Source organism: Bacillus sp. 11B20 (assembly GCF_056098985.1).
This window is the reverse complement of sequence record NZ_JBLZWZ010000007.1, coordinates 148163-171250: the sequence shown is the minus strand read 5'-3', so window position 1 is coordinate 171250 and position 23088 is coordinate 148163. Positions and strand designations below refer to the sequence as shown.

The window sequence follows — 23088 nt, the reverse complement described above, 5'->3', positions numbered from 1 at the left end:
ATTCCGATACATTTATAATGAAATTTCTATATTCCCATCAAAGAAATAAAGAATTTTCTCCTCTAATGTTCTGTTTGTTAAACGTTCTACTGCTTTTGCATATAACGCGATTTGAGTTTCATAGCGTTTTTTCAATATAGGCACAGCTGCTTCAAGGCCGTCTGTAAATCTGCCTTGCACTCTATCGGTTTTATAATCTAGTAAATATAGCTTTCCGTCCGTTTCAAATAAACAGTCAATCATCCCTTGAATAAGGACAGGCTCCCCCTCTGCATCAATATGGCTGTATACCTCTTTAACAGGTAATACCATACTAAATGACACTTCTCGTTTTACCCAGTCCGCTTTTCGCAGCTTTTGACCAATAGAAGTAGAGAAGAAAGCTGCAATTCCTTCTTGATCAATTGACTGGACTTGCTCATTTGTTAGCAAGTCTCGCTGCTGTAAGGAATCGAGCAGCTGCTGTATACGTGAATCATCGTAGGGCTCGTCAGAAGGAAGCGCAATATGCTGCATGACTGTGTGCATTGCGGTGCCTTGCTCTGCGGCAGTGAGTGCTTTTTTCTTCATGAAAGCCGGCCGGTCATACAACGTGGCACGAGCTTTTCGAAGAGAAGAAGGAACACTGTACTCATCCTGTATTTCTTTCATTCTCTTTATCTCGGAAACAGACTGCTTTGTGCCGACTTGTGAGGCCGCTAGATATGGGTATCTCCATGAAAGTCTCTCTGCTACTTTCTCATCAGCATCACCATATTCTTCAACAGGCAGCCCCTCCATCAAAGCTTGTACCACCTCGTCTTGCTGCTCCTTTTCAAGTGACATATCTTCTTTTAGAAGATCGAAAGCTTGAGTAAATGAGATTGTGAATGCTGATGGATGCGAAAGAACAACATCACCTGTTTCTTCTAAAATAGATGACATTGCTTGGTGACGGATGAGAGCAGGACCAATAAAATCTAAGTATGTTTTCGATTGATAACGTTCAAAATCAGGGAGTAGCCAATCTTCTCCGGTTGCAGCATTTTGCCATTTGCTTAATGCTTTCACCTGATTTTTGACAGAGCCGACCAGAAATAATTTTTCCTTCGCTCTTGTGAGCGCCACATATAGAACTCTCAGCTCTTCAGATAATAGCTCTTTCCTCATCTTTTTTTTCATCGCTACAAGCGGTAATGTTGCATAACTAATTCTCAGCTCAGGATGGATATACTTGCTTCCAAAACCTAGCTCTTTATCAAGTAAATAGGACTGGTTTAAGTCCATCATATTAAAGTTCCTGCCGAGTCCTGCGGTAAAGACGATTGGAAATTCTAACCCTTTACTGCTGTGAATTGTCATCATGCGAACAACATCTTCTGTTTCACTGAACGTTTTTGCCGCACCAAGATCATCTCCACGCTCCTGCATTCTTTCGATAAAACGAAGAAAACGGAACAGTCCTCTAAAGGCAGCTTTTTCATACTGCTTTGATCGATCATAAAGAGCGCGGAGATTCGCCTGTCTCTGCTTGCCTCCAGGCATCCCGCCAACGTAATCTAGATACTGCGTATCGCGGTATACTTCCCAAATCAATTCCGCTACTGAATGATTCATCGAGAAATCACGCCATTTACGCAGCAACCTGAAAAACCGTTCTAGTTTTTTGCATGTAGGGTGATCTGAATGTGTCACCCTCATAAATGCCTTCACAGCATCATAATAAGTGCCTTTTTTATCACTCGTGCGAATCATTGCCATTTCATTTTCGTCTAAATGGACAAGTGGTGATCTTAATACAGCTGCAAGCGGGATATCCTGATATGGATTATCAATGACTTTTAACAGAGAAAGAATGACAGACACCTCTGTTGCTTCAAAATAACCGGAAGAAAGATTCGCATACACAGGGATTCCCTGTTTCTTCAATTCCTCCATCATTTGCGGGGCCCATGGCATAGAACGAAGCAAAATCACAATATCCCGATACTGCAAGTTACGGGTCATTTGCTGTTTTGCATCGTACACTTGAAATGGCTGCTCCACCAATTGTCTTATTTTTTTAGCAATGACTCTCGCTTCAAGCTGTACGGTCTCTAATTCTTCTCGCTCTTCGTCAGTTTCTGCTTCCTGTTGATCTAAATGGACAAGAAGCATTTCTGTCGTTGTATCTTCGCTTTCTGGATAACTCGCTCCAAGCTTTAATTCAGCTTGTTCATCATATTCAATTTCTCCAACTGTTTCCCCCATCAGCTGTTTGAACAAAAAGTTCGTACTGTCTAACACATCTGAACGGCTGCGGAAGTTTTTATTTAAATCGATTCTCTTCCCTGTTTCTTTGCCGTCTGGTGTAAATTGTTTATATTTGTTTAAAAAGAGCATGGGCTCAGCCAGTCTAAAGCGATAAATGGACTGCTTTACATCACCAACCATAAACAGGTTGCCGTCTGCGGCATGTTCCCCTTTAGATACAAGCTTTAAAATCGTTTCTTGTACAAGGTTTGTATCTTGGTATTCATCAACGAGCACTTCTTCAAACTGCTGTTGATAGTACTTGGCCGCTTCTGTTTCGATCAAATTTCCTTCCGCATCCTGCTCTGCTAAAATGCGTAAGCAATAATGCTCTAAATCCGAAAAGTCCACGATTGATTTTTCTTGCTTCGCTTTTTCGAAACGCTGTCCAAATTGGATGACAAGCTCCACAAGTGTTTCGACCACCGGCTTCATTTCAGCTAAGCTCTTCAAATGCTGGGCTGGACTGCGCATAAAGTATTCATCTTTAAGTTTTTCTAATTGTTTTTTTGCTTGATTGCGTGCATCTGTGGCTTTTTCTAACAGCACAGGGTCATATTCGTCCCCTTTACATGTTTTGAGCCTTTTAAAATTGATGTTTGGCAAAAGCTCGTAAAGCTTTTCAAAATCATTTTGGTGCCTGATTAATTCATTGACTTGCTCTAAATCATCTATAAAATTTTCTGCTCTCGGTGCCGGGCCGCCCGGTTCTTTTGATAGGGCGAGAGCTCGTTCGAGTAGTTCGAGACAGCTTCGAAAAACGAGAGAAAGATCCTCTTTGATATATGGGTAAAACGGTAATTGTTCTACTTTTGTTTGAGCATCTACATCATAAAGAGAAAGAAATGCCCTCATCCATTGCTCAGGTGAAGGGTGAGATCTGGAAAACTCATAAATTCTCTTCACAAGCCATTGCAAGTCTAAATCATGGCGGTCAGAAGTATAGCGATCAACCAGTTCAAAGAACGATGGCTTTCCAGCCTTATATTCATCCTCAAACAGTTCATCTAACACTTCATCTCCTAATAATTCTCCTTCTGTTTGATCAGCCAAACGGAAGCCTGGATCAAGGTCAATTTCATAATAAAAGGTGCGCAGAACCTGCAAACAAAAGGAGTGCAAGGTAGAAATATTGGCACGATTCATGAGCGACAGCTGTCTTCTCATATGAAGGGACCCGGGGTTTTTCGCTAATTCCTTTTCAAGTGCTTCTGTGATCCGATGCTTCATCTCTGCCGCAGATGCATTTGTGAAAGTCACAACGAGCAGACGATCCACATCAACTGGATCTTCTGGACGGGTCATTTTTCGAATCAGCCGTTCAACCAAAACAGCTGTTTTACCTGACCCTGCTGCCGCCGCAACAAGGATATCTTGTCCTTCTGAAACGATGGCTTCCCATTGGTCATCCGTCCAAGTACTGTTATTCGGTTTTGGTATTTGCATACTGATCCCCTTCTTTTTTGATCCGGTCTATCACAACATCATCCTTTTCAGATGATAGCACTCTAAATTCATTATCCTCTATCGATTCATCAAATTGGCAAATAGACTTAAATGAACAAAAGCGGCATGGTGTTTGATCCTTCAATTTATATGGATTAATGGCTATTTCACCATTTGTAATTCTTTCGCCTGCTTCTTCAAATGTGCGCCGAACGTGCTTTGTGAGTATATGGAAATGATCTTCACTTAAAACAGCAGAGTCAGAACGGAAAGATCCGTCCTTTTTCAAACCGGCTTGAATGACTTGTGATCTTCCTGATTCAAGCGTTTGATCCATTAGCTTTACCGCTTCTACATCTTCAAGCAATAGACCTTTCATTTTAAATTTCTTGAATATTTCCTGCTCAATTTCATCCTCTGCAAGCGGAATCGGTGCTTGAATAAGCGGATCATGGATATGGAAATATAAAATGCCAGCTGGCGTTGCTTCTACACCGAGCCATTCCTTCGAATACGTAATGGTTAAATCTAAGTAAGTGAGCATTTGCAAGGCAAGCCCATAGTATACCTCTGCTAGATCAAGACCTTTCTCACTCGATTTGTAGTCGACGATTCTCAACAGCAGCCCTTTTGAACCTTCTGCTTTATCTACTCGGTCAATTCTTCCGACAAGCTCCATCGTGCAGCCATTTTTCAATTGAAAAGTGAACGGCGGAAGAGGTCCTTGGCCGCCAAACCCTAACTCAAGTCCAACGGGAGAAAATCCACTCACTCTTGCATGCTCACTTAAGATAGAAGAGACTCGAATTAAGATTTTTTGGAGTTTTTCTTTAATATAAGCATGCCGATTAGAGCTTAAGAGGATTTCCTTTTGAAGACGCGGAGCAAGCTGTTCGATTGCATGTCTTGAATAATTGACACAGTCATCCTTCGTTAAGTTTTTCCAATCCTTTTTTTGTTCAACAAGCGTATCTGAAATATGCTTTAAAGCCGAGTGAAACAGCTGGCCGATATCGGGTGCTTCCAATTTATAAAATTGCCGGTCCTTTAATTTTAAGCCGTGCGAAGCAAAGTGAGAAAATGCACACGCATTGAATTTCTCCATTCTTGAAACACTGCCTTGAATGTGATCACCGTAAAGTTCTTTTGTGACGTTTGGTTTTAAGCGCTTTGCTCGATTTGTAAAAAACAAACTCGACAAGATGTTTTTTGATACATCCCGATGAGTTGACGTTATCAAATAATTATAAACACTCCACCATACACCACTGATGGGATATTGGTTGAGCCATTGCTGCAGCTGCGAGACAGTATACGATAACGAGACATGCTCATTCGCTACAAATTTTAATTGCTCCTCGTCATCCAGCTGTTCCGGGTCTAACACATACAAAGCATGCTGATGATTTGGCATAAGCTCCTGACAATACTTGATAAGAGTCGAAGGCAATAAAGAGCGCCCCTCTTCATCTGACACTGAATAAGACAGATACAAATGATGAGATGGACTCGACAGCGCCTGGTAAATCAAAAATTGCTCATCTAGCAGCCGTTCCTTTCCTGTCTCTGCCAGCTCTGCTCCTGCTCGCTTTAACCATTCCCTGTCATCCTCAGACAAAACACTTTCGTCAGAAGGGCGTGCGGGAATAACGCCATCATTTACCCCAATGATAAACATACACTTCACTTGATACATTCTTGATAAATCCATACTTCCGATAAATACTTGGTCGAGTGAAGGCGGAATTAAAGCGAATTTTAAAGAGGCCAATCCTGTATCCATCATTTGCTGGAATAAAGGAAATGAGAGCTCCTCCTCACCGAGCATTTCAACGAATTCATCCATTAATTGAATAACAGCATCCCATACTTGTCCATGCTGCATGGCTTCAGCTAATCTACCTGCTTCTTCTGCTTCCAGCCTAGCTTTTTCAAGTTTATCCGGCACTTGTATTTCCTCTAAAAAGACATAGACTGCCTCCACCATGTCTTTTACCTTTTGCGCTTTTTTCAGCCTTTTTTGCAATTGGAAAAGCGGAGGTGCAATCCATTCCTTTACATCATTCAGCATCTGTTCCATTTCAATTTCTTGATCTGTTTGTCCAAAATCCTCATCTAAAGATTGGAATCGTCTGTAGTGGAAACGGGAGCCGTTTGTCCAACGTTCTCCTTTTACACCATAAGCAATACAGTAGTTTTCAAGCTGATCTGCCTGTTCTCTCGCTTTGTTTTTGGCAAGTTCGAGCGGAAATAAGAACTCTGTTTTCACGCAGCGAAACACGGCCTCATACCGCCAGTTTCCTTTTATGACATCCAAGCTCGAACGAATCAATTCAATAAGCGGGTGATACTGCATTGATTCATTTCCATCAATAAAAAAAGGAATATCGTAATCTCGAAAAACCTCTTTTAACGTATCTTTATAGTCATCTACATGCCGCGCGACAACTGAAATATCTCGCAGTCTAAGTCCTTCTTCTCTCACTAAATGAAGAATTTCTCTCGCTACTCCCTCAATTTCAGCTCGTTTACTCGCACTTTTAGACACTGTGAGATGAGGGGTTACTTCCTGATATGGCTGCACCGGTCTCTGCTCATATTGGCGTTCTAAATAAGCAAGATCTGGCGTATGAAGATGCCGGCTATTTCTCTCCAAAATGTGCTCAGAAATGGCCGCTCCGCACTCTTTAGCAAGCTGATAGAGCTGGAAATACGTTTTACCAGTCATACGAAATAAATCAAGTTCATTTGGCTGCTTATCATGATAGGAACGATCCACTGTGAACGCAGCCGTTATTTTCTCAGCATGAAGCAGAAGCTGTTCAATGACGAGAAGCTGCTGCGGTGTAAATTGATAAAAGCCATCTATATAAATATGTGCTCCTTTTATTTCTTCAGATAGAGGAATTTGCTGCGTGAGAAGCGTCAAATAGTCTTCTGAGTGCACATATTCATCTTGTAAATGCTGCTCCATCTGCTGATAAAGAACATGCAGATCATGCAATTTTTCGCCTGCCCGTCTTTCTTCTGTATATTCTGAATGTATGCTCGATAATGCAATTTTTTCAATATCCTCCGGCAGCATGCAGTATCTTTTGAACTCAGCCATCGTCTTTTCGATTTGCTCGACAAACCCTGGCTTATCACTCGCTTTTTTGAATACCTTAAACTTTTCTTTCTCTTCTTCAATTACTTTTCTTAAAAGCATTTGAATTCCTGTGCTTGTCACAAATTGCCGGTTCGCTCCGCCAGTCTGCTGTAAAATAGACCAAGCAAGACGCGTGAAACTAAATACTTTGGCCCTGATCATCCCGCCAGCTTCAGACGTTTTTGCAAGCTCGTACTCCATTAAGAATGTCATTTGATCCGGGACTAAAAAAATGATTGGCGGACCCAGCGGATCTAGCCGAAGCTGTTCTTTGATTTCCTCTAAGATTGCAGTCGTTTTTCCACTCCCCGATCTGCCTGCTAAAAACTGAATCTCCACGCTCCACAACACCTTTCTTATGTACTCATATTCTAGCGAAAATAGAATTAAATAGCTATTTTCCCCTTCTCCTTCCTAAAAAGATATAGGCACCTTTCCTAACTCTTCTCATATCATAAACCATCATGAACTCAAAGGAGGCTGGCAATATCATGTATTACGGTTATTATGACTACTCGCCATATGACATGCGCCAAAACACAAGGATCATTTCTGACCTTGAAAAAGCGATCAATGGTGAATATTCTGCGATCCAATGCTACGAAAAACTTGCCCAAAGAGCAAAAACTCCTGAGGCAAAAAAAATCATTCAAGAAATACGCCAGGATGAAGTCAGACACTATCAACTATTTACAAAGCTATATTATTCTTTAACAGGTAAAAACCACAAACCAAACGTAACAGAACCTTGTCCAGATCAATTTAGAGAAGGGCTTCTTTTCGCATTTAAAGATGAACAAAGAACGGTCGATTTTTACTTAACGGTATCAGATTATGTCCGGGATCAAGGAACAAAAGAGCTGATGAAACGTATTGCTCAAGATGAACAGCAGCATGCTGTATGGTTTTTATATCTTTTAACGCACCATGTGTCTTAGATAGTCCTATTTTAATAGGAGATCGTATGTTCCGTCAAAAAATGAAATCGTCTTTTTGTTCATTCAATCTATAAAATAAAGGACTATTTTCAGCAAACCTCTCATCTCTTTCCCTTTTTCAAACGTGAAAACAACAATTTGATAAATAAAAAAACTCCTCTGCCACACATAGCAGAAGGAGTTTTTTTCATGATCGTTTAATGAAATTTTGCTTCATTGCTTTGCTGCTGATGTTTTAGCAGCCCATCAATGGACAGCATCTTACTGCCGCTAAGTGTTAAATAAAGCGCCATGACAAGCAGTGATAGTTCAAATTCATAACCGCCAACAAATCCTTTAGAAAAACCAACCGTCATAATCGCCACAGCCATAATCGGTACAAATAGCGCAGCGAAAATACGTGTTCCTAGACCTAAAATCAAGGCGATACCACCGACCAGTTCAATTGTCTTCACAATATAGGCCATAAATTCCGGTATACCGATTTGTCCAAAGAATGCCGCTGTTCCTCCCAGACCTCCTTGATATGCCTGAAGTCCGTGTAGAAAGAAGATCAAACCTAAAATAACACGCACGAAAAGTGTTCCTATTTCTTGATTCGTTTTCATATAGTGATTTCCTCCTGTTTTTACACTACATAATGTAATGTTAATTAGTAAAAAAAATTAGTAATTTAGATTAAGCATAATTATCAAGACCACCATGAGAATGGTTGATGTGACAATGGGAATGATGGGTACATTGAAAGGAATATTGTATGTTGGATTTAAGATCTTTTGTATTCTTAAATTCAATGCCCGATCTCCAAAGGATACCGCAAACTTCGTTTGTTTTTGAAACTGAGTTCTCTTTTTAATGAGTTTCAAAAGGGCTTGCCCTACTCCAAGCTCAGTGCCTGTCTGCCGAATCGCATAGTCATCTGCGATCACTTCACGAAAAACGGAATAGCTTTGTCTCATATGCTTTAACACTGGAATGTACCAAATAACTTTTGTGAGCATTGAGAATGTGAAGGCCTTTAAAGGATCATAGCTGTATTTGTGGTGCAATTCATGATGAACAACAGCGTCAATCTCCTCTTCATCCAGCATGTCCATGAGAGACGTTGATAAGTAGACCTTTGGGTGAAGCATCCCCATGGCAAAAGCAAGCGGTTCATGACAATGAAACACAACGATGTCGTTTGCATATTTCTCACATAAAGATTCGGTCGACTCGTGATTGACTGCAAGCATGAGATTTTGCTTGAATTGAATGTACGTTTTGATTTGCTTCGTCATATAGAAAATCGCAAATCCCAGTGTATAGAGCACTAAAGCATCTAGAAAATATTTCAAAGGAGTGAATCCATAGAATTCGAGAACAGATTGGCATACATGAATGAGATTATATGCTTGATTCCAGCCAAAAAAGCTTGAAAGCACGTAATACCCCATCTGATAAAAAATCGTTAAACCAATCAATATACCGCCTAAAAATAGCAGGCTCGATTTCATTTTATTCATTTTGCTGCTCCTCTTTTTTGGATGCCAGCCTTGCTTCAAGCACTTTGAGTAATTCAGGGTCAGCACTTTCAATTGCATCCACCATATGATTCACTGCCAGTGGACCAAAATCGTCCATCAGACCTTGCGTAATCCATTTTGTCTGCTCATTTAGAAATTCTTCTTTTGTTAAAATGGGGTTATAAATAGATGAACGCCCTTTTGTTTTCTTCTCCACAATTCCCTTTTCGGTTAAGCGGTTCAGCACAGTCATCACCGTGTTGAAATTAATCGGCTTTTCATCTGACAGCTTCTGCTGCACTTCTTTAATCGGCATATCCTCACCTTGATAAAGGATCTCCATAATTCTTCCCTCTAAAGGACCGAAAAAACGATTCAATCCCTTTTCATTATATTTAAAAGAAGGAATTTTCATGTTATCACCTCACACTAAGGATTGTAGTGTAATTGAAAATGATAGTCAACTGATAACAAAAATAGGGGAAAATCGTTGTATATTTGCTTTTGTTTTTGGTAAAAATTATATCTTCACTTTTATCAAGATGCTGTCAGGTTCTTGATAAGTTAATCTTATGAAAATGGTAAAAAAATTCGTATTTTATTTATAGAGACTTTTGTATTATAGTGAAGATAACAACATTTCACTTACTGAACAAAATTATAGGAAGAAGGTTTACATGTGATGAAACAAGGAAACAGCCTTCGAACCGATCTCATTTTGATCGCAATAAGCGGTTTAGGTGGTTTTCTTTTGTCTTTAACAGGAATGTCTATTGGCTGGATGATCGGTACATTAATCACAGCTGCATTTATTGCCATGCGACGTCCAACCCTGTTTCAGCGTAAAGGAAACAACACCTTGCGTATTCACAGCAGATGGCTACTCCTTGGTCAATTTATTCTCGGAATCGAACTCGGACAAAAAATGAACATGAAAGTTCTTCATATTTTCGCTGAACATTGGCTCCCTGTGAGTTTCATGCTCGTTTTTTCTATTCTACTGGCGATGCTCTCTGGCTTTGCCTTATGGAAGCTGAGTAAAACAGATATGCTGACCAGCTTTGTCGGCACAGCACCAGGCGGTTTATCTGCTATGCCAGGGATTGCCCAAGAGGTTGGAGCAAATACAGCCGTTGTCAGTCTCGTACAAACAACACGTGTATTAATGGTGGTACTCACCATCCCATTTACGGTGTTCTATTTAAATACAAAAAATCCAGCGGATGCAGCTGCAGGCGTTCAAGGGAGCGCCTTTTCATCCGGTGTTTTCACCCTGTCAAATATCTCGTGGACTGCTGCACTTATTTTAGGTGCCTGGCTTATGTCACGCCTGGCGGTTCGTCTTCATTTCCCTGCCCCTTGGCTGATTGGCAGCATGTTAGGAGTTGCTGCTCTTCAAGTAGGTGCAGGTGCGCTCATAGGTCATGATTTGATTCCTTATTGGCCAGCACAAGCGAATATCGCATCACAGGTATTTCTAGGTGCAACCATCGGTTCAAAAATGAATAAACAGATGTTTGTCGGACTAAAAAACACGTTAATTGTAGCTGTCGTCAGCTCAGCTGGATTGATTGCTGCAACGGTTCTCAGTTCAATTGCCATTGCTGAGGTCACAGGGATTTCTGTCATTACAGCCATTCTTGCCTTTTCGCCTGGCGGTATTGCAGAAATGGCAACAACAGCAGTTACACTCCATGAGGACTCAACCTTTGTAGTAGCTGTACAAGTCGTTAGAATCATTCTTGTCATTGCTATGCTGCCACCTTTTTTTCGATTCTTACATCATGTCTGGGCAAAAAGACATCCTGAATATAAAGCCGCTAAATAAAAAAGAGAGGCGCTTTGCATGTGCAGAGCGCCTCTTTTTTATTCATCCTGATTTCTTTTGACACCAACTACTTGATCTTTTGAAATCGTTCCAAAATGCCGGCTATCAAAGCTATGTATTCGGTTATCTCCGATCACGAAGTAATGGTTTTTTTTGATTTTATCATGTCCTGTGATGGCTTTTAGCTGAAAATCCCCTGTCAGGACATTCCCCATTTTATGTTTTTTCTGCTCTTTTAAATAGGGTTCTTTCCATTTTGCACCATCCACAAATAACTGATCATCGACATACTTGATCGATTCTCCCGGGAGTCCAATGACCCGTTTGATCAAAATTTGATTTTTTGGTCCGTGAAATAACACATAATCAAACCGGCTAATTTTCGTGAGTTTTGGCGAGAACTTGTTGATTAATAATTCTGTTCCATCTGTAAATGTGGGGTCCATACTAACCCCTTCTACTTTATACTTCACAAACATGAAATTCTTTACCTGGAACAATAAGACGATGCATGTAATAATCATCAACCATAACAATGGCTTCTTTTTCATTAAGAGCCTCCTTTGTCCTCACGCTTGCTCATTCGAATGTTCAACCTATTTTCTACTCTCTTTCCAACATACCATAATAAAACGATAACTAGAACCGCAAAAACACTTCTTAACGGATTCTTTACTAAAGCAGAAAGGTCATAACCAATAAAACTAATGATAAAGAGCATAACACACTTACCAGCTAAAGCAGCTAATGAAAATTGCCACATGCTAATTCTTGATAAGCCTGCGACCACATTGACGGCTGCAGAAGGTGTAAAAGGAAAGCAGAGTAAAATAAATAACGGACCAAATCCCCGTTTCTCTACCCAAAGCATTAATTTCTTAATAGAAGGGTGTCTGCTGATAAAGTTCAGCATTCTCATCTGTCCAAATTTTCTGATCAGTAAAAAGACAAGAATAGAACCTGCACTTGCACCGATCCAGGTTAATAAAAAGCCTTCCCAAAGGCCGAATGCATTTGCATTTGCCACCGCAAACGCCACGAGTGGTAAAAAAGGAAGAAATGCTTCAATCAGGGGAAGCAATATAGCGACAATTGGTCCAAAGGCCTTGTAGCTTTCAAAAAATGATGTGATATTTTCATGAGTAAATAGAGAAAGAAATGATGTCAACTTGTTTGACTCCTTCAAGGTTTGTCTACATTTCATTTTACATGGAAAACATAAAAATATACAAATAAATCCCACTCGCCCCCCTTGAGATTTTTTGACTCATTCGATATAATAAATAGGAACGTTTGTTCTATTTATAAAGAAAGCAGGCTTGGACATGACGAGACTATCAAGAGTACAGCTTCAAATGATGGAACAGGCCATCTTTCTTCCTATGGTCATCTCCATCCTCAATCGTGATCTGACACACTTAAAACAACATCAAACATTTAAATTAAATGAACCATACATTCAGCTTGTGACCTCTGTGTTAAAGGAAGCACAGAAAGCACTTTATGAACTGAAGCAGCATTTACGTAAAGAAAATATGAAAGTACAGCAAATTGAACACGATGAGGGATTTACAACGTATCTATTTATCATAAATGGCTATGAAGAAAAGCATAAATACTTTAATCCGCGTATACGTCACCGGGTAGAGGAACTGCTGACTCGATATTTTCTCCCACAAACAAATGAACTATAGGCTGAAATGCGGCGCGTTACACATGCAAAAAAGCCTGCCGCGACGGCAGGCTCCTACTTATTTATGATAATTCAAGCTGTTTTCTCAGCTCTGTTCTGACTTCGTTTAATCCTGGTCCATCTAACTCAAAATAATACACATTCCCAGGCTGATAATCATGACCCTTTAGCTGAATGGTATCTACTGATTTCAATGAGCTCAGTAATGGAAAAAGACCGATGAACTGTTTCATGGAAAGATTTGTTGAGACATTATCACCAAGCGTATCAATGATGTTGTCGTATGACGGGATCGAAGAAATCGATTTAGATTTTTCAAAGATGGCTTGAAGTGCTTCCATTTGGCGCTTTCCGCGCATGAGATCACTGTCTGCTTTTCTCGTTCTCACAAAGGCTAAAGCTTCTTCGCCATTCAGTCTATGAGTGCCTGTCTGCACTTGAACTTTTCCTTTTGAATCCTTTTCCATCTGTTTTACGATGCTTTCATCTTCAATCGTTACATCAATTCCGTTTAGCTCATCCACAATGTCTTGAAATGCCTTAAAGTTCCCTGAAATCACATAGTCTACAGGAATGTTCAACAAGTTTTCGACCGTTTTGACTGACAAATCTGCACTTCCAAACGCATGGGCGTGAGCAATTTTATCATATCCTCTTCCCGGTATATCCACATAAGAATCACGAGGAATACTGAGAAGCTTAATGGTTTTGTCTGTTCGGTTCACCGCCGCCAGTAAGACCGCATCACTTCTTGCTTCGTCTACCGTTTCACCTGGACGGCTGTCAATTCCAAGCAGCAGCACCGAAAAGCTGTCTTTTCCTGGATCAAACGCTTTTACACGCTTTTGCGAGGTGTCTCCTCTTTCTAATGATACTTGCGCCTTATTCGACGCTTTTGAAATTTTATAATATGCGTATCCAGTCACGGACACTGCCATCACCATGACAAATGCCATGATAAACAGCACGGCTTTTACCCAAGGCCTTAGTCTTCTTTTTGATCTTGTTTTTTCCTTCATCCTTTCCGAACCCTCACTCTATCTTAGTCTATCAATGTAGGTCCCACTATAACATATTTTGATGAAAGTTTCCTTCATACAACATATTTTTATGAATCCACAATCTTAAACATCAGACAGCTCACCTATTTACAAATCAAAATCAAAAAAACAGCCTGCGGCAGCGGCTGCTTTTTCCATCATGATTGAATATCAAATTGAAATTGTCCCTTCAGTTCTTCTTCTGCTTCTTGAAATAACTGACGCAAGCTCTCAGCATAATCGCCAAGAGCGTCTTTGCTCGTTTGAAAATTCACCCATGTCAGTTCTACTGGAAGATTCACCTCTCCTGTTAAACAGTCCCAAAGGGCATCAAGGTTTTTCCCGTAATAATCAGGAAGGTGTAAAACTGTTTTTAGCTGATCGTGAAGCTCTTCTTGCGACCTGCACACTGCGCCGTCCAGCTGCACTTTTTTCATGTTCATCTTCCCCTCTCCTCTCTATATTTTAAACGAATTGGAAGAGAAAGAGAAAGATAGGCACCTTACTTTTGTTTCTGTCTGACACCTGAGACGAATAGAATGAGGCAGGCAGCCACAACGAGTAAGAAAAAGAGGATTAATACGATCTGAGTACCGTAAATATCAGCGAAGAGGCCAACAAACACACTTGGAATACCAAGACCTAAATAAGCAAACAAGTAATAGCCTGCAACGGCTCTAGCCGCCTCTTTTTTCCCCCGCTCAACAATGAGCTGAAGTCCACCTAAATAAGTAAATCCATAGCAGGCAGTACCCGCCAGCATCGTTCCGGCAAGCACAAGGAAGATAGATCCGCTGTTTGCACCGTATAGCAAGAGGCCATATCCGCATGGAAGACAGATAAACCCCAAAAGAAGCGCTGTGCTGCTATTCATCTTGCGCACAAAGGGCTGCATCAGGACACCTGCCATATTAATCAAAAAGAGCGCCGGTCCTACCCACAATTCATAACCATTTAATTTAAGCTGTGCTGGCAAAATTGAAATGACAAGGCCGCACACCGACCACGCGATAGCAATGGCTGCATTCGCCGGCATTGTTCCTTTTGGAAATCTTGGCATGTTCATCATCGGTTTACGTGAATCTCCTTGGACAGGCGGAACGAAAAAGAAGACACCCACAATAGTTAAGAACAAAAAGGCCAGCACAATCCAATAGCTAAGCGGCGTGAGCGACACACGCTGAAAAGAAAGAAGTGCCGTAAAAAGAGCACCGCCCCCAAATCCAACCGAACTGCATAATGCAATAAAAGTTGGAATCCAGCTTGATTTCTCAGGATATAAAGCAATCAAATATGCGGTGCATGTTCCAACGCTAAGACCAAGACCGACACCTTGCAGCAGCCGGGCAGCAAAAAGCATCTGTATGGAAGGATGTACAATCATCAACAAGGTGGCACATAACGAAAAGCTAAGCGCAACCAATAAAATCGGTTTGCGTCCAGCCCGGTCAGAAATGCCGCCAAGAAAAAGCAAAACTGGAATGAGTCCGAAGACATACGCAGCAAATACAAGTGCTGTTGCCGCCTTTCCGTACCCTGCTTGTTCTGCATACGCCGTATAAAGGGGCACTTGCAGATTCACAGCAATCGTAATCATAAAAAGACCAAGTAAAACGAAAATAAACGGGATGATGGATAAGTGTGCCGTTTCTTCTTTGGATGCTGGGATCATTTGACTCTCTCCTCTATATCATTACATATGAGAACAGTGTACACACCATTTGGCTTACTTCCTACATCCAAAAACAGCACTATTGACCAGTCCATAATTCCGTGTCATCATCATCTTATGTTGTGAAAACGAGAGAAGGTGCACGATGTATATTCATTTAGACCGTTCAAGCGCTACCCCGCTCTGGCAGCAAATCGTGAATGAGATCATTCAAAAAATTCATTCACAAAAACTGCATCCTGACGATCAGTTAACACCGACAAGAGTGCTCGCACAGGAGCTTAATGTATCAAGATCAACCGTCCAGCTTGCCTACGATGAGCTGCTGGCAAGAGGCTACGTCAGCACATCTAGAAGAGGCGGTACAAGGGTCATTTCAAGTGATCAATATACAGCTTCCCCTCCCCATCAAAGTGAACCGCCTTTCTCACCTCCGATAAGACCTCACTTTGAAGAAGCTGAAAAACAAATGGATCATTGGCTATCAGCCAATCAATTTCATGAGAAGCTCGATATTGATTTTCGTCATCAGGAACCGGCGATCGATGACCACTTTCAAAACATATGGAAACGCTCGCTCATGAAAGCATTACAGCGATTAGATATGAAGAATTGGGGCTATTCCTCCCCGCATGGATTATGGGAAGTGCGTTCAGAAATACGCCAATATTTATCTGTTGAGCGCGGGATTGAAGTAGAAGAAGATCAAATGGTGTTAACAGGTGGCACCCAGCAAGCCATTGATTTGATTTCACAGGTATTGCTTAAAAAAGGGGATACAGTAGCTGTTGAAGATCCAGGTTTCCCTGGGGCAAGGCTGTCGTTTATGCATCGCGAAATGAACATTCACCCCGCACCAGTTGATGAAGAAGGAATGGTGGTGAATACTTTGCCCCACCGAACAAAACTGATTGCTGTGACGCCCTCCCATCAGCGTCCAACTGGTGTATGTATGAGTGTAAACAGAAGGCAGCAGCTGCTAAAGTTTGCTGTCAGCCATCAGTCTTATATATTAGAGGATGATTTTGATGGAGATTATCGTTACCATGGCGGGCCGCTCCCTTCCCTATTTTCAGAAGCACCCGAGCATGTGATTTACATCTTAAGCTTCTCAAAGGTGCTGGCGCCTGGCATCCGTCTTGCTGCCATTATCGGCACCAAAGCAGTTATGAAAGAAATTGCCACACTGCAATCACTCATTCAAAGACAGCTGCCCATTATGGAACAAATCACACTCGCTTCTTTTTTCAAAGAAGGAGAATTCACGCGGTATGTCAGGCGAATGAGACAGCTGTATAAAAAAAGACAGGCAGCCATGATGGAAGCCCTTCTCGCACATCACTTTGACAAACACTTCCGTATCTATGGAACCGATACGGGCCTTCATGTCTTTTTAGAAGGAGCGCCAGACTTTGATGAAAAAGGAAGCATTGAAGTAGCAAAAGCAGCTGGCGTTGGCATTTATCCACTAAGTCCTTATTGTTTTGAAAGCAATCGAAAAGGATTACTGCTAGGATTCGCCTGTACAGACGAAAGCATGATTCAAGATGGCGTTCGCCGTTTAAAGAAAATACTTCACATCTAAAAAAGCCTGGAAGTAAACCTTCCAAGCCTTTTTAGGATGATTGCTGAATCTGACCTACTTCTTCAATAAATGCGGCTGTCTGCTGCAAGCCATCCTGAAAATGATGGGTAGCGGATATAAACAGCTTTTCTTGATCGGGATGCTTCAAGAGCTTCTCCACCTTACTAACCCCTTTTTCAAATGAAGCAAGGCCTGTCTTTAATTGTTGATCGGCCTTTTGATAAGCGGCTGGAACTTCTTGATGATCAAGCCCTTTTTGAATCACACGATCAAATGCTTTCGTCGCTTCTGTCAATTTTTTATTTGTTTGAATTTTTCCATGTCCATCTGAGATAAACTGATCGGTCATCTTTTCATATGATTCATTTAACTCATCCATATAAGATTGAACCCATTGTTCATAAGCAGCTTCTTTTGCGTCTTGTTTTGAAGGCGATTGACCTGCTTGCTGACAGGCTGCTAGTAATGTCACTGTTAGGATAAATAGCATCACCAAATGTGATTGTTTTTTCATACAGAGCCTCCATTTCTTCATCCCACTCGTTCATATCGGTCAAATATAAGCATCCTTTACTACATAAAAATACTTCGCAAGAATTGATTTCTTTTATTGTAACAGACAAGCTCGTGTCACTTCTGTGATTTATGAGTAAATGGATGAAAATACGTCTAAGGATTCACATTTCCCTGTCATTTCCCAATACAACCAATAGACGACGAGACATACGTATTTGGTTTCAATGAATTCATCTTTATGATGTATGCCCCCCTTTTCGCATTGCATAAAGTCCATATGAGATAAGAGGTCCAGCGGCTGCTCTGCCGCTGGCTTTTGATTAATATCTGTTACGAAGCTCCCTTAATATAAAATCGTATACGAGATTGAGCTGCTGTTCCTTTGGATACAGCATAAATTCTTGTTTCTTAGGAAGACCTCCATCAAGACGATCTTGAAATTTCGTTCGGAGATATGCTGTTCGGTGCACCTGACTCTCAAATGATTTATATGAGACATCAAGTTTGATGGTTTGCTCATTTGTAAAGGTGACCACCGTGTCTCCGAGGGATGATTCCTGGAAGGTATGAATGTATTTGTGGGAGATCCAGCCGCACTGAGGACGGTTGGATGAATAGGTTGGGAAGAAATACAGATGATTGGATGAGTCAATTACAATTGGAGGCTTATGAGATATTCCTGTTACTTCGTATGTTCCCGCCTTTCTGCCTGCATAGCTTGAGCCGAAGAATCTGCAGCTGCGTTCAATAATTTGCAGGGGCTTTAATTCAACATAAAAGCTTGTCTCTCTTTCTATGACTTTTGAATATACTCTTTTTCCTTCTTCAACTGAAAGGACCGCCATTGTTGTTTGATTAATGACGTATGAATCTAAAGGTGTTTCACTAATTCCTGACACTTCATTTCCTCCTGTGTTAATATTTGGTTATTTAAGATACTATTAATCTATCACCAACATATAAGAAACGACAGGATTTTTTCAAAATTTATTAAAAATCATCTTTTTATCATATTTTTTAGTCCATTCGATCTATCGAAAAGCTTTTTTTAAAGATATATCACATTCTGTCGATTGGACAAGTGATGTCGATTCTGCTCAAAAATAAATTGTCTAAAAATTATAAATTCTTGTTGATTTTTTCTCCGCCAATCCATATACTATAAAAAAGGCATCGGGGGGATTCTTTATGAAAGAGAAAAAAACGTATGCTGAGCTCATGAAGTCCCGCAACACCCAAAAAACCGAAGAAAACGGCGTCACCATTTTAGACATCTATATTCAAATGGTTTTAGATGAGGCGCTTTATAAACAGCGCTTAACCTTCCTAAGAGAAGAGATTGATAAGGCACTGGATCAGCGTGATGAAAAGCGATTCAATGACTTGTCAGCTCAATATGCAGAACACTGCTTACATCAATCATGATGATTTTACTTGCGGCAGAGAGACAGCAAATTGTCTCTTTACCGCAAGTTTTTTGTTTATCCATTTAAAATGGTTCCGCCATTCACATGGAGCATTTGTCCATTCATATAAGATGAATCTTCACTTGCTAAAAATAAATAACTCGGTGCAAGCTCTACTGGCTCTCCAGGACGCTCCATTGGGACATCCCCGCCAAATTCAGAGACTTCTTTTTCCGTAAAGGTTGATGGAATCAGCGGTGTCCAAATGGGACCCGGTGCTACCCCATTCACTCTAATCCCTTGTTTAATGAGCGATAAGGATAATGATCTCGTAAATGTGACGACCGCCCCTTTTGTAGATGAATAATCGATCAATGTTTCATGCCCTTTATAGGCGGTGACAGATGCTGTATTAATAATACTGCTTCCTTTTTTTAAATGAGGAAGAGCAGCCTTTGTTAAATAAAACATGGCAAAAATATTCGTTTGAAACGTCCGAAGAAGCTGATGCGAGGTAATTTGCTCAATGCTTTTTTGCGGATGCTGTTCCCCGGCGTTATTCACCAAAATATCAATGGAACCAAACGCATCTTTTGTTTTTTTGACGACCTCATTTGAAAAAGCCTCATCCCCTAAATCACCTACAATTAAGATGACACGGCCTCCCGCTTTCTCAATATAGTCCTTCGTCTCCTCGGCATCGCGATGTTCACTTAAGTAAACAATGGCGACATTGGCACCTTCCTTCGCAAATAAGACAGAGACTGCTCTTCCGATCCCGCTGTCTCCACCTGTCACAATGGCTGTTTTTCCTGCTAACTTTTTGTCCTGCACCTCACGATCAAAGACAGGTCTAGGGTTCATTTTATATTCAAGACCCGGCCGTTCATTTTGGTGCTGAGGCGGCAATGTTTTCTTCGGCTGCTTTGTTGACACGGTAGTCCACTCCTTCCTTTTATCTTGTTTATTTTTATGTGCTGGCTCCTTTTTTATGTATGACGCCCTTGTTTCCTTTCAGATGTATGATTTTCATTATTGTGGAAAAATTATACACAACAAGTTAAGTGGAGGCGACAACATGGAACAAGAACATAAAGGAATGGAAGAGGCAAAATCGTTATGGCTGTCGGACAGCCGGAAGCATTCTTTTTCTTCTGTCAATGAAGATCTCACAGCAGATGTGATCATTGTCGGCGGCGGTATTACCGGTATCGCTGCGGCCTTTGAAATGACAGAGCGAGGATTAGATGTGATCATCATTGATGCCGAACAATTGCTGCAAGGCACGACCGGACACACAACGGCTAAAATCACCTCACAGCATGATGTGTACTATTATGAGCTGATACAGCAGATTGGCATGCCAAAAGCACGTTTGTATGTAGAAGCAAACGAAAAAGCAAAAGACCTCATTCAAGCTCGTATCAAAGAGCACGACATCGATTGTCAGCTAGAGATAAAAAATGCGTACCTTTATACAAAGGAAGAAAGCGGTGTAAAAAAGTTAAAGAAGGAATTAGATGCCTACAAACAGCTTGGTATTGACCGGGAATGGAAAACAGAGCTTCCTTTTGACGCTGACATCAAAGCAGCCCTTGCGATGACGAATCAGGCACAGTTTCATCCCCTTCATTATCTCAATGCGCTAATTGACAAGCTCCTCGAGCGAGGTGTACGTATCTTTGAACAAACAACCGCTGTTGATGTAAAAGAAGGGAACCGGCCTGCTGTCGTCACAAAAAACGGACATCATCTGACAGGGCGCTACATCATTTCATGCTCACACTTTCCTTTTTATGATGGGAAAGGACTTTACTTCACCCGAATTCATCCAGAACAATCCTATGTCGTAGCAGCCAAAACGACGAAGCCTCTCCCAGACGGGATGTACCTCGGAATTGATCAGCCTGCTCACTCTTTAAGAACGTCAGAATGGCACGGCGAGGAAGTTGTCCTCATCGGAGGAGAAGGTCATAAAACAGGACAAGGCGGAGATGAATCCGCTCACTATGAAGGACTAGAAACGTTTGGAGACGCCACCCTTGGAATTGAAGAAGTGCTGTATCGCTGGTCGACACACGATATGGTCACAATGGATCAAATCCCTTACATTGGCCGCCTGACCAAACACCACCAGAATATCTTTGTAGCGACCGGCTTTAGAAAATGGGGCATGACCACAAGCCACGTGGCTGCTACTCTTATCGGTGATTTAATTGAAGGAAAATCGAATCCATACGAATCAATTTTTACGCCATCAAGACCTGTTACTGACTCTTTCGTCAAAGATTTCATAAAAGAAAATACCAATGTCGCTGCCAAGCTGATCAGTGGTAAATTCAAACGAACTGATCAAACAATCGATGATTTACAACCAGGCGAGGGCGGCATTATCTCGTATGAACATAAAAAGTGCGGCGCCTATAAATCAGAGGATGGAAATGTCTTTCTTGTCGATACCACGTGTACACACCTAGGCTGCGAAGTCGCTTGGAATAATAGTGACCGCACTTGGGATTGCCCGTGTCACGGTTCACGTTTTTCTATTACTGGAGAAGTAGTAGAAGGCCCTGCTAAAAAACCACTAAAAAGGTCGTATAAAGAACAGTAAAATTTCACTCTTCCCCTTTAAAAAATCCAATATTATCCGATAAAAAACATAAAGTCTGATATTTGTGATGATTATGGGGGGACAAACACATTGTTATTTAAAAAAGAACCGAAAAGAAAAAACACTGCTTTTTTCACAGAGCAGGATGATGGGATAAAACGAATCAATTTCTCGAACAATACGGACATCGCTAAACAAATCAAAATGATCGACCTGACGCAGCATGACCTATTGATATTAAAGCAGCTCAATTCAATTGTTCAGGATGATATTGCACATATCGTTGATAAATTTTATAAAAATTTAGAAGTCGAGTCTTCCTTGATGCATATCATTCAAGACAATAGTTCTGTCGATCGTTTGAAAAAAACACTCCGCATTCATATTAGCGAAATGTTTGCAGGTGTGATTGACGAAAACTATGTGGCAAAACGCATTAAAATTGCGCAAGTTCATTTACGGATTGGCCTCCAGCCTAAATGGTACATGGCCGCATTCCAAGACCTTCTGCTATCAATTATGGATTTATTCGCTAACCATATCCAAGATTTCAAAGAATATCAGACAGCAGTCAAAGCGACAACGAAAATTTTAAATTTAGAGCAGCAGCTTGTCCTAGATACATTCCAAAATGAATATTCTAAAATTCGTGATGAAGCAGAAGAGCAGCAGCAGGAGCTTCATACAAAAATCACGGAAACTTCAAATTCGCTTGCTTCTCTCTTCTCAAACACAACAAGTGCAGTTGACAAGCTTGTCTCAAAATCGGATGAGATGGCGGACATGTCACAAGCTGGAACACAAATTTCAGCACAGGTTGAAGAAAAATCAATCGGCGGTAAAAAAGAATTAGAAATTCAGCAAACACAAATGAATCAAATTGACGGCAGCATGACAAAAATTGAAACAGAAATTAAGCGCCTTGAAGAAATCGCTAAACAAATTGAACAAATCTTTGGGATCGTTACAGGTATTGCAGAGCAGACGAACTTGTTATCTTTAAATGCCTCAATCGAATCTGCACGAGCAGGTGAACACGGAAAAGGCTTTGCTGTCGTTGCAAACGAGGTGCGCAAATTATCAGAGGACACAAAGAAAACGGTTTCAACTGTATCTGAACTCGTTAACAATACCAATTCACAAATCGCCATTGTGTCCCAGCATATTGCGGACGTGAACTTACTTGTGACAGACAGTAAAGAAAAAATGACTCAAATCAATTCACTCTTTGATGATATCGTCAGCAGCATGAACTTAAGCAAAAACCAAAACGGAAAAATTGAAATTGACCTTCAGACCTTCCTTAACGAATTGAAGGAAGTCAAACAAACGGTGTCTCAAGTCGCAAGCTCCGTCGAATCCTTAACTAGCCTGACAAATCGCTAATACAGCCTTTTTTCTTCTGCTTTAGTATAATAGAAGAAAAGAT

At 40.9% G+C, this 23088-nt stretch carries 20 protein-coding genes and 1 pseudogene; 8 read left to right on the top strand and 13 right to left on the bottom strand.

The annotated features are described in order from the left end of the window. Positions 1 to 12: 12 nt before the first annotated feature. Entirely contained in the window at positions 13 to 3717 is a 3705-nt protein-coding gene (addA, locus tag ACN6NB_RS05055; protein ID WP_144491058.1) for a helicase-exonuclease AddAB subunit AddA, read from the bottom strand. Next, entirely contained in the window at positions 3695 to 7204 is a 3510-nt protein-coding gene (gene addB / locus ACN6NB_RS05050; protein WP_474253259.1) for a helicase-exonuclease AddAB subunit AddB, read from the bottom strand. The genes addA and addB overlap by 23 nt, the downstream gene beginning before the upstream one ends. Positions 7205 to 7356: 152 nt before the next feature. On the opposite strand from addB, the gene ACN6NB_RS05045 reads away from it, so the two are divergent. Continuing rightward, a complete protein-coding gene (locus ACN6NB_RS05045) occupies positions 7357 to 7803 on the top strand; it encodes a ferritin-like domain-containing protein (protein ID WP_126682047.1) in 447 nt (148 codons plus the stop codon). A 197-nt stretch (positions 7804 to 8000) separates the two neighbouring features. On the opposite strand, the gene ACN6NB_RS05040 is transcribed toward ACN6NB_RS05045, so the two are convergent. The 3 genes from ACN6NB_RS05040 to ACN6NB_RS05030 are packed head-to-tail and all read right to left on the bottom strand — an operon-like array spanning position 8001 to position 9723. Further along, positions 8001 to 8411 (bottom strand): DoxX family protein, encoded by a 411-nt coding sequence (locus tag ACN6NB_RS05040; RefSeq protein ID WP_039177642.1) that lies wholly within the window; start codon positions 8409 to 8411, stop codon positions 8001 to 8003. A 57-nt stretch (positions 8412 to 8468) separates the two neighbouring features. Further along, positions 8469 to 9308 (bottom strand): M56 family metallopeptidase, encoded by an 840-nt coding sequence (locus tag ACN6NB_RS05035; RefSeq protein WP_474253258.1) that lies wholly within the window; start codon positions 9306 to 9308, stop codon positions 8469 to 8471. Next, positions 9301 to 9723: a BlaI/MecI/CopY family transcriptional regulator gene (locus tag ACN6NB_RS05030; RefSeq protein ID WP_024425495.1), complete on the bottom strand. Its 423-nt coding sequence runs from the start codon at positions 9721 to 9723 to the stop codon at positions 9301 to 9303. The genes ACN6NB_RS05035 and ACN6NB_RS05030 overlap by 8 nt, the downstream gene beginning before the upstream one ends. A gap of 267 nt (positions 9724 to 9990) precedes the next feature. Here ACN6NB_RS05030 and ACN6NB_RS05025 point away from each other — a divergent pair, with 267 nt between their 5' ends. Then, entirely contained in the window at positions 9991 to 11136 is a 1146-nt protein-coding gene (locus ACN6NB_RS05025) for an AbrB family transcriptional regulator (protein WP_474253325.1), read from the top strand. 38 nt (positions 11137 to 11174) lie between these two features. Here the strand turns inward: ACN6NB_RS05025 and lepB are convergent, their stop codons facing one another. Beyond that, a complete protein-coding gene (lepB, locus tag ACN6NB_RS05020; protein ID WP_039177636.1) occupies positions 11175 to 11687 on the bottom strand; it encodes a signal peptidase I in 513 nt (170 codons plus the stop codon). Then, positions 11687 to 12304 (bottom strand): TVP38/TMEM64 family protein, encoded by a 618-nt coding sequence (locus tag ACN6NB_RS05015; RefSeq protein ID WP_024425492.1) that lies wholly within the window; start codon positions 12302 to 12304, stop codon positions 11687 to 11689. The genes lepB and ACN6NB_RS05015 overlap by 1 nt, the downstream gene beginning before the upstream one ends. Before the next feature lie 157 nt (positions 12305 to 12461). On the opposite strand from ACN6NB_RS05015, the gene ACN6NB_RS05010 reads away from it, so the two are divergent. Beyond that, complete coding sequence (locus ACN6NB_RS05010; protein ID WP_285604975.1) at positions 12462 to 12830, top strand: YhjD family protein; 369 nt, start codon at positions 12462 to 12464, stop codon at positions 12828 to 12830. 61 nt (positions 12831 to 12891) lie between these two features. Here the strand turns inward: ACN6NB_RS05010 and ACN6NB_RS05005 are convergent, their stop codons facing one another. The 3 genes from ACN6NB_RS05005 to ACN6NB_RS04995 all read right to left on the bottom strand — a co-directional run bounded on the left by ACN6NB_RS05005 (position 12892) and on the right by ACN6NB_RS04995 (position 15541). Then, positions 12892 to 13848, bottom strand: a complete 957-nt coding sequence (locus tag ACN6NB_RS05005; RefSeq protein WP_039177632.1) for an LCP family protein — start codon at positions 13846 to 13848, stop codon at positions 12892 to 12894. A gap of 179 nt (positions 13849 to 14027) precedes the next feature. Next, on the bottom strand, positions 14028 to 14306 hold the full coding sequence (locus tag ACN6NB_RS05000) for a barstar family protein (RefSeq protein ID WP_064498569.1): 279 nt from the start codon (positions 14304 to 14306) through the stop codon (positions 14028 to 14030). A 65-nt stretch (positions 14307 to 14371) separates the two neighbouring features. Then, entirely contained in the window at positions 14372 to 15541 is a 1170-nt protein-coding gene (locus ACN6NB_RS04995; RefSeq protein ID WP_064498266.1) for an MFS transporter, read from the bottom strand. A 145-nt stretch (positions 15542 to 15686) separates the two neighbouring features. Between ACN6NB_RS04995 and pdxR the strand changes: the two genes are divergently transcribed. After that, positions 15687 to 17126, top strand: a complete 1440-nt coding sequence (pdxR, locus tag ACN6NB_RS04990) for a MocR-like pyridoxine biosynthesis transcription factor PdxR (protein WP_064498265.1) — start codon at positions 15687 to 15689, stop codon at positions 17124 to 17126. A 31-nt stretch (positions 17127 to 17157) separates the two neighbouring features. Here pdxR and ACN6NB_RS04985 read toward each other — a convergent pair whose 3' ends face one another. Together ACN6NB_RS04985 and ACN6NB_RS04980 are read right to left on the bottom strand one after the other, a co-directional pair. Beyond that, entirely contained in the window at positions 17158 to 17640 is a 483-nt protein-coding gene (locus ACN6NB_RS04985; RefSeq protein ID WP_064498264.1) for a hypothetical protein, read from the bottom strand. 322 nt (positions 17641 to 17962) lie between these two features. Then, the gene (locus tag ACN6NB_RS04980) at positions 17963 to 18541 is read right to left on the bottom strand and encodes a competence protein ComK (protein ID WP_039177625.1); all 579 of its coding nucleotides are present in this window, start codon (positions 18539 to 18541) and stop codon (positions 17963 to 17965) included. A gap of 289 nt (positions 18542 to 18830) precedes the next feature. On the opposite strand from ACN6NB_RS04980, the gene ACN6NB_RS04975 reads away from it, so the two are divergent. Next, positions 18831 to 19067 (top strand): IDEAL domain-containing protein, encoded by a 237-nt coding sequence (locus tag ACN6NB_RS04975; RefSeq protein ID WP_008348804.1) that lies wholly within the window; start codon positions 18831 to 18833, stop codon positions 19065 to 19067. A 56-nt stretch (positions 19068 to 19123) separates the two neighbouring features. Here ACN6NB_RS04975 and ACN6NB_RS04970 read toward each other — a convergent pair whose 3' ends face one another. Further along, the gene (locus tag ACN6NB_RS04970) at positions 19124 to 19984 is read right to left on the bottom strand and encodes an SDR family oxidoreductase (protein WP_151284187.1); all 861 of its coding nucleotides are present in this window, start codon (positions 19982 to 19984) and stop codon (positions 19124 to 19126) included. Positions 19985 to 20126: 142 nt separating this feature from the next. Here ACN6NB_RS04970 and ACN6NB_RS04965 point away from each other — a divergent pair, with 142 nt between their 5' ends. From ACN6NB_RS04965 to ACN6NB_RS04955, 3 genes and pseudogenes are all read left to right on the top strand, one after another. Beyond that, complete coding sequence (locus ACN6NB_RS04965) at positions 20127 to 21659, top strand: FAD-dependent oxidoreductase (protein ID WP_474253257.1); 1533 nt, start codon at positions 20127 to 20129, stop codon at positions 21657 to 21659. Between the two features lie 90 nt (positions 21660 to 21749). Continuing rightward, a pseudogene (locus tag ACN6NB_RS04960) lies at positions 21750 to 22289 on the top strand (protoglobin family protein); the annotation flags it as partial. Positions 22290 to 22433: 144 nt separating this feature from the next. Next, a complete protein-coding gene (locus ACN6NB_RS04955) occupies positions 22434 to 23045 on the top strand; it encodes a methyl-accepting chemotaxis protein (RefSeq protein WP_404841197.1) in 612 nt (203 codons plus the stop codon). Positions 23046 to 23088 lie beyond the last annotated feature (43 nt).

Bases quoted from the DNA above. Each gene is read 5' to 3' on its own strand.
- addA (WP_144491058.1), bottom strand. From the start codon at position 3,717: ATGCAAATACCAAAACCGAATAACAGTACTTGGACGGATGACCAATGG.
- ACN6NB_RS05045 (WP_126682047.1), top strand. From the start codon at position 7,357: ATGTATTACGGTTATTATGACTACTCGCCATATGACATGCGCCAAAAC.
- ACN6NB_RS05040 (WP_039177642.1), bottom strand. From the start codon at position 8,411: ATGAAAACGAATCAAGAAATAGGAACACTTTTCGTGCGTGTTATTTTA.
- ACN6NB_RS05035 (WP_474253258.1), bottom strand. From the start codon at position 9,308: ATGAATAAAATGAAATCGAGCCTGCTATTTTTAGGCGGTATATTGATT.
- ACN6NB_RS05030 (WP_024425495.1), bottom strand. From the start codon at position 9,723: ATGAAAATTCCTTCTTTTAAATATAATGAAAAGGGATTGAATCGTTTT.
- ACN6NB_RS05025 (WP_474253325.1), top strand. From the start codon at position 9,991: ATGAAACAAGGAAACAGCCTTCGAACCGATCTCATTTTGATCGCAATA.
- lepB (WP_039177636.1), bottom strand. From the start codon at position 11,687: ATGAAAAAGAAGCCATTGTTATGGTTGATGATTATTACATGCATCGTC.
- ACN6NB_RS05010 (WP_285604975.1), top strand. From the start codon at position 12,462: ATGACGAGACTATCAAGAGTACAGCTTCAAATGATGGAACAGGCCATC.
- ACN6NB_RS05005 (WP_039177632.1), bottom strand. From the start codon at position 13,848: ATGAAGGAAAAAACAAGATCAAAAAGAAGACTAAGGCCTTGGGTAAAA.
- ACN6NB_RS05000 (WP_064498569.1), bottom strand. From the start codon at position 14,306: ATGAAAAAAGTGCAGCTGGACGGCGCAGTGTGCAGGTCGCAAGAAGAG.
- ACN6NB_RS04995 (WP_064498266.1), bottom strand. From the start codon at position 15,541: ATGATCCCAGCATCCAAAGAAGAAACGGCACACTTATCCATCATCCCG.
- pdxR (WP_064498265.1), top strand. From the start codon at position 15,687: ATGTATATTCATTTAGACCGTTCAAGCGCTACCCCGCTCTGGCAGCAA.
- ACN6NB_RS04985 (WP_064498264.1), bottom strand. From the start codon at position 17,640: ATGAAAAAACAATCACATTTGGTGATGCTATTTATCCTAACAGTGACA.
- ACN6NB_RS04975 (WP_008348804.1), top strand. From the start codon at position 18,831: ATGAAAGAGAAAAAAACGTATGCTGAGCTCATGAAGTCCCGCAACACC.
- ACN6NB_RS04965 (WP_474253257.1), top strand. From the start codon at position 20,127: ATGGAACAAGAACATAAAGGAATGGAAGAGGCAAAATCGTTATGGCTG.
- ACN6NB_RS04955 (WP_404841197.1), top strand. From the start codon at position 22,434: ATGGCGGACATGTCACAAGCTGGAACACAAATTTCAGCACAGGTTGAA.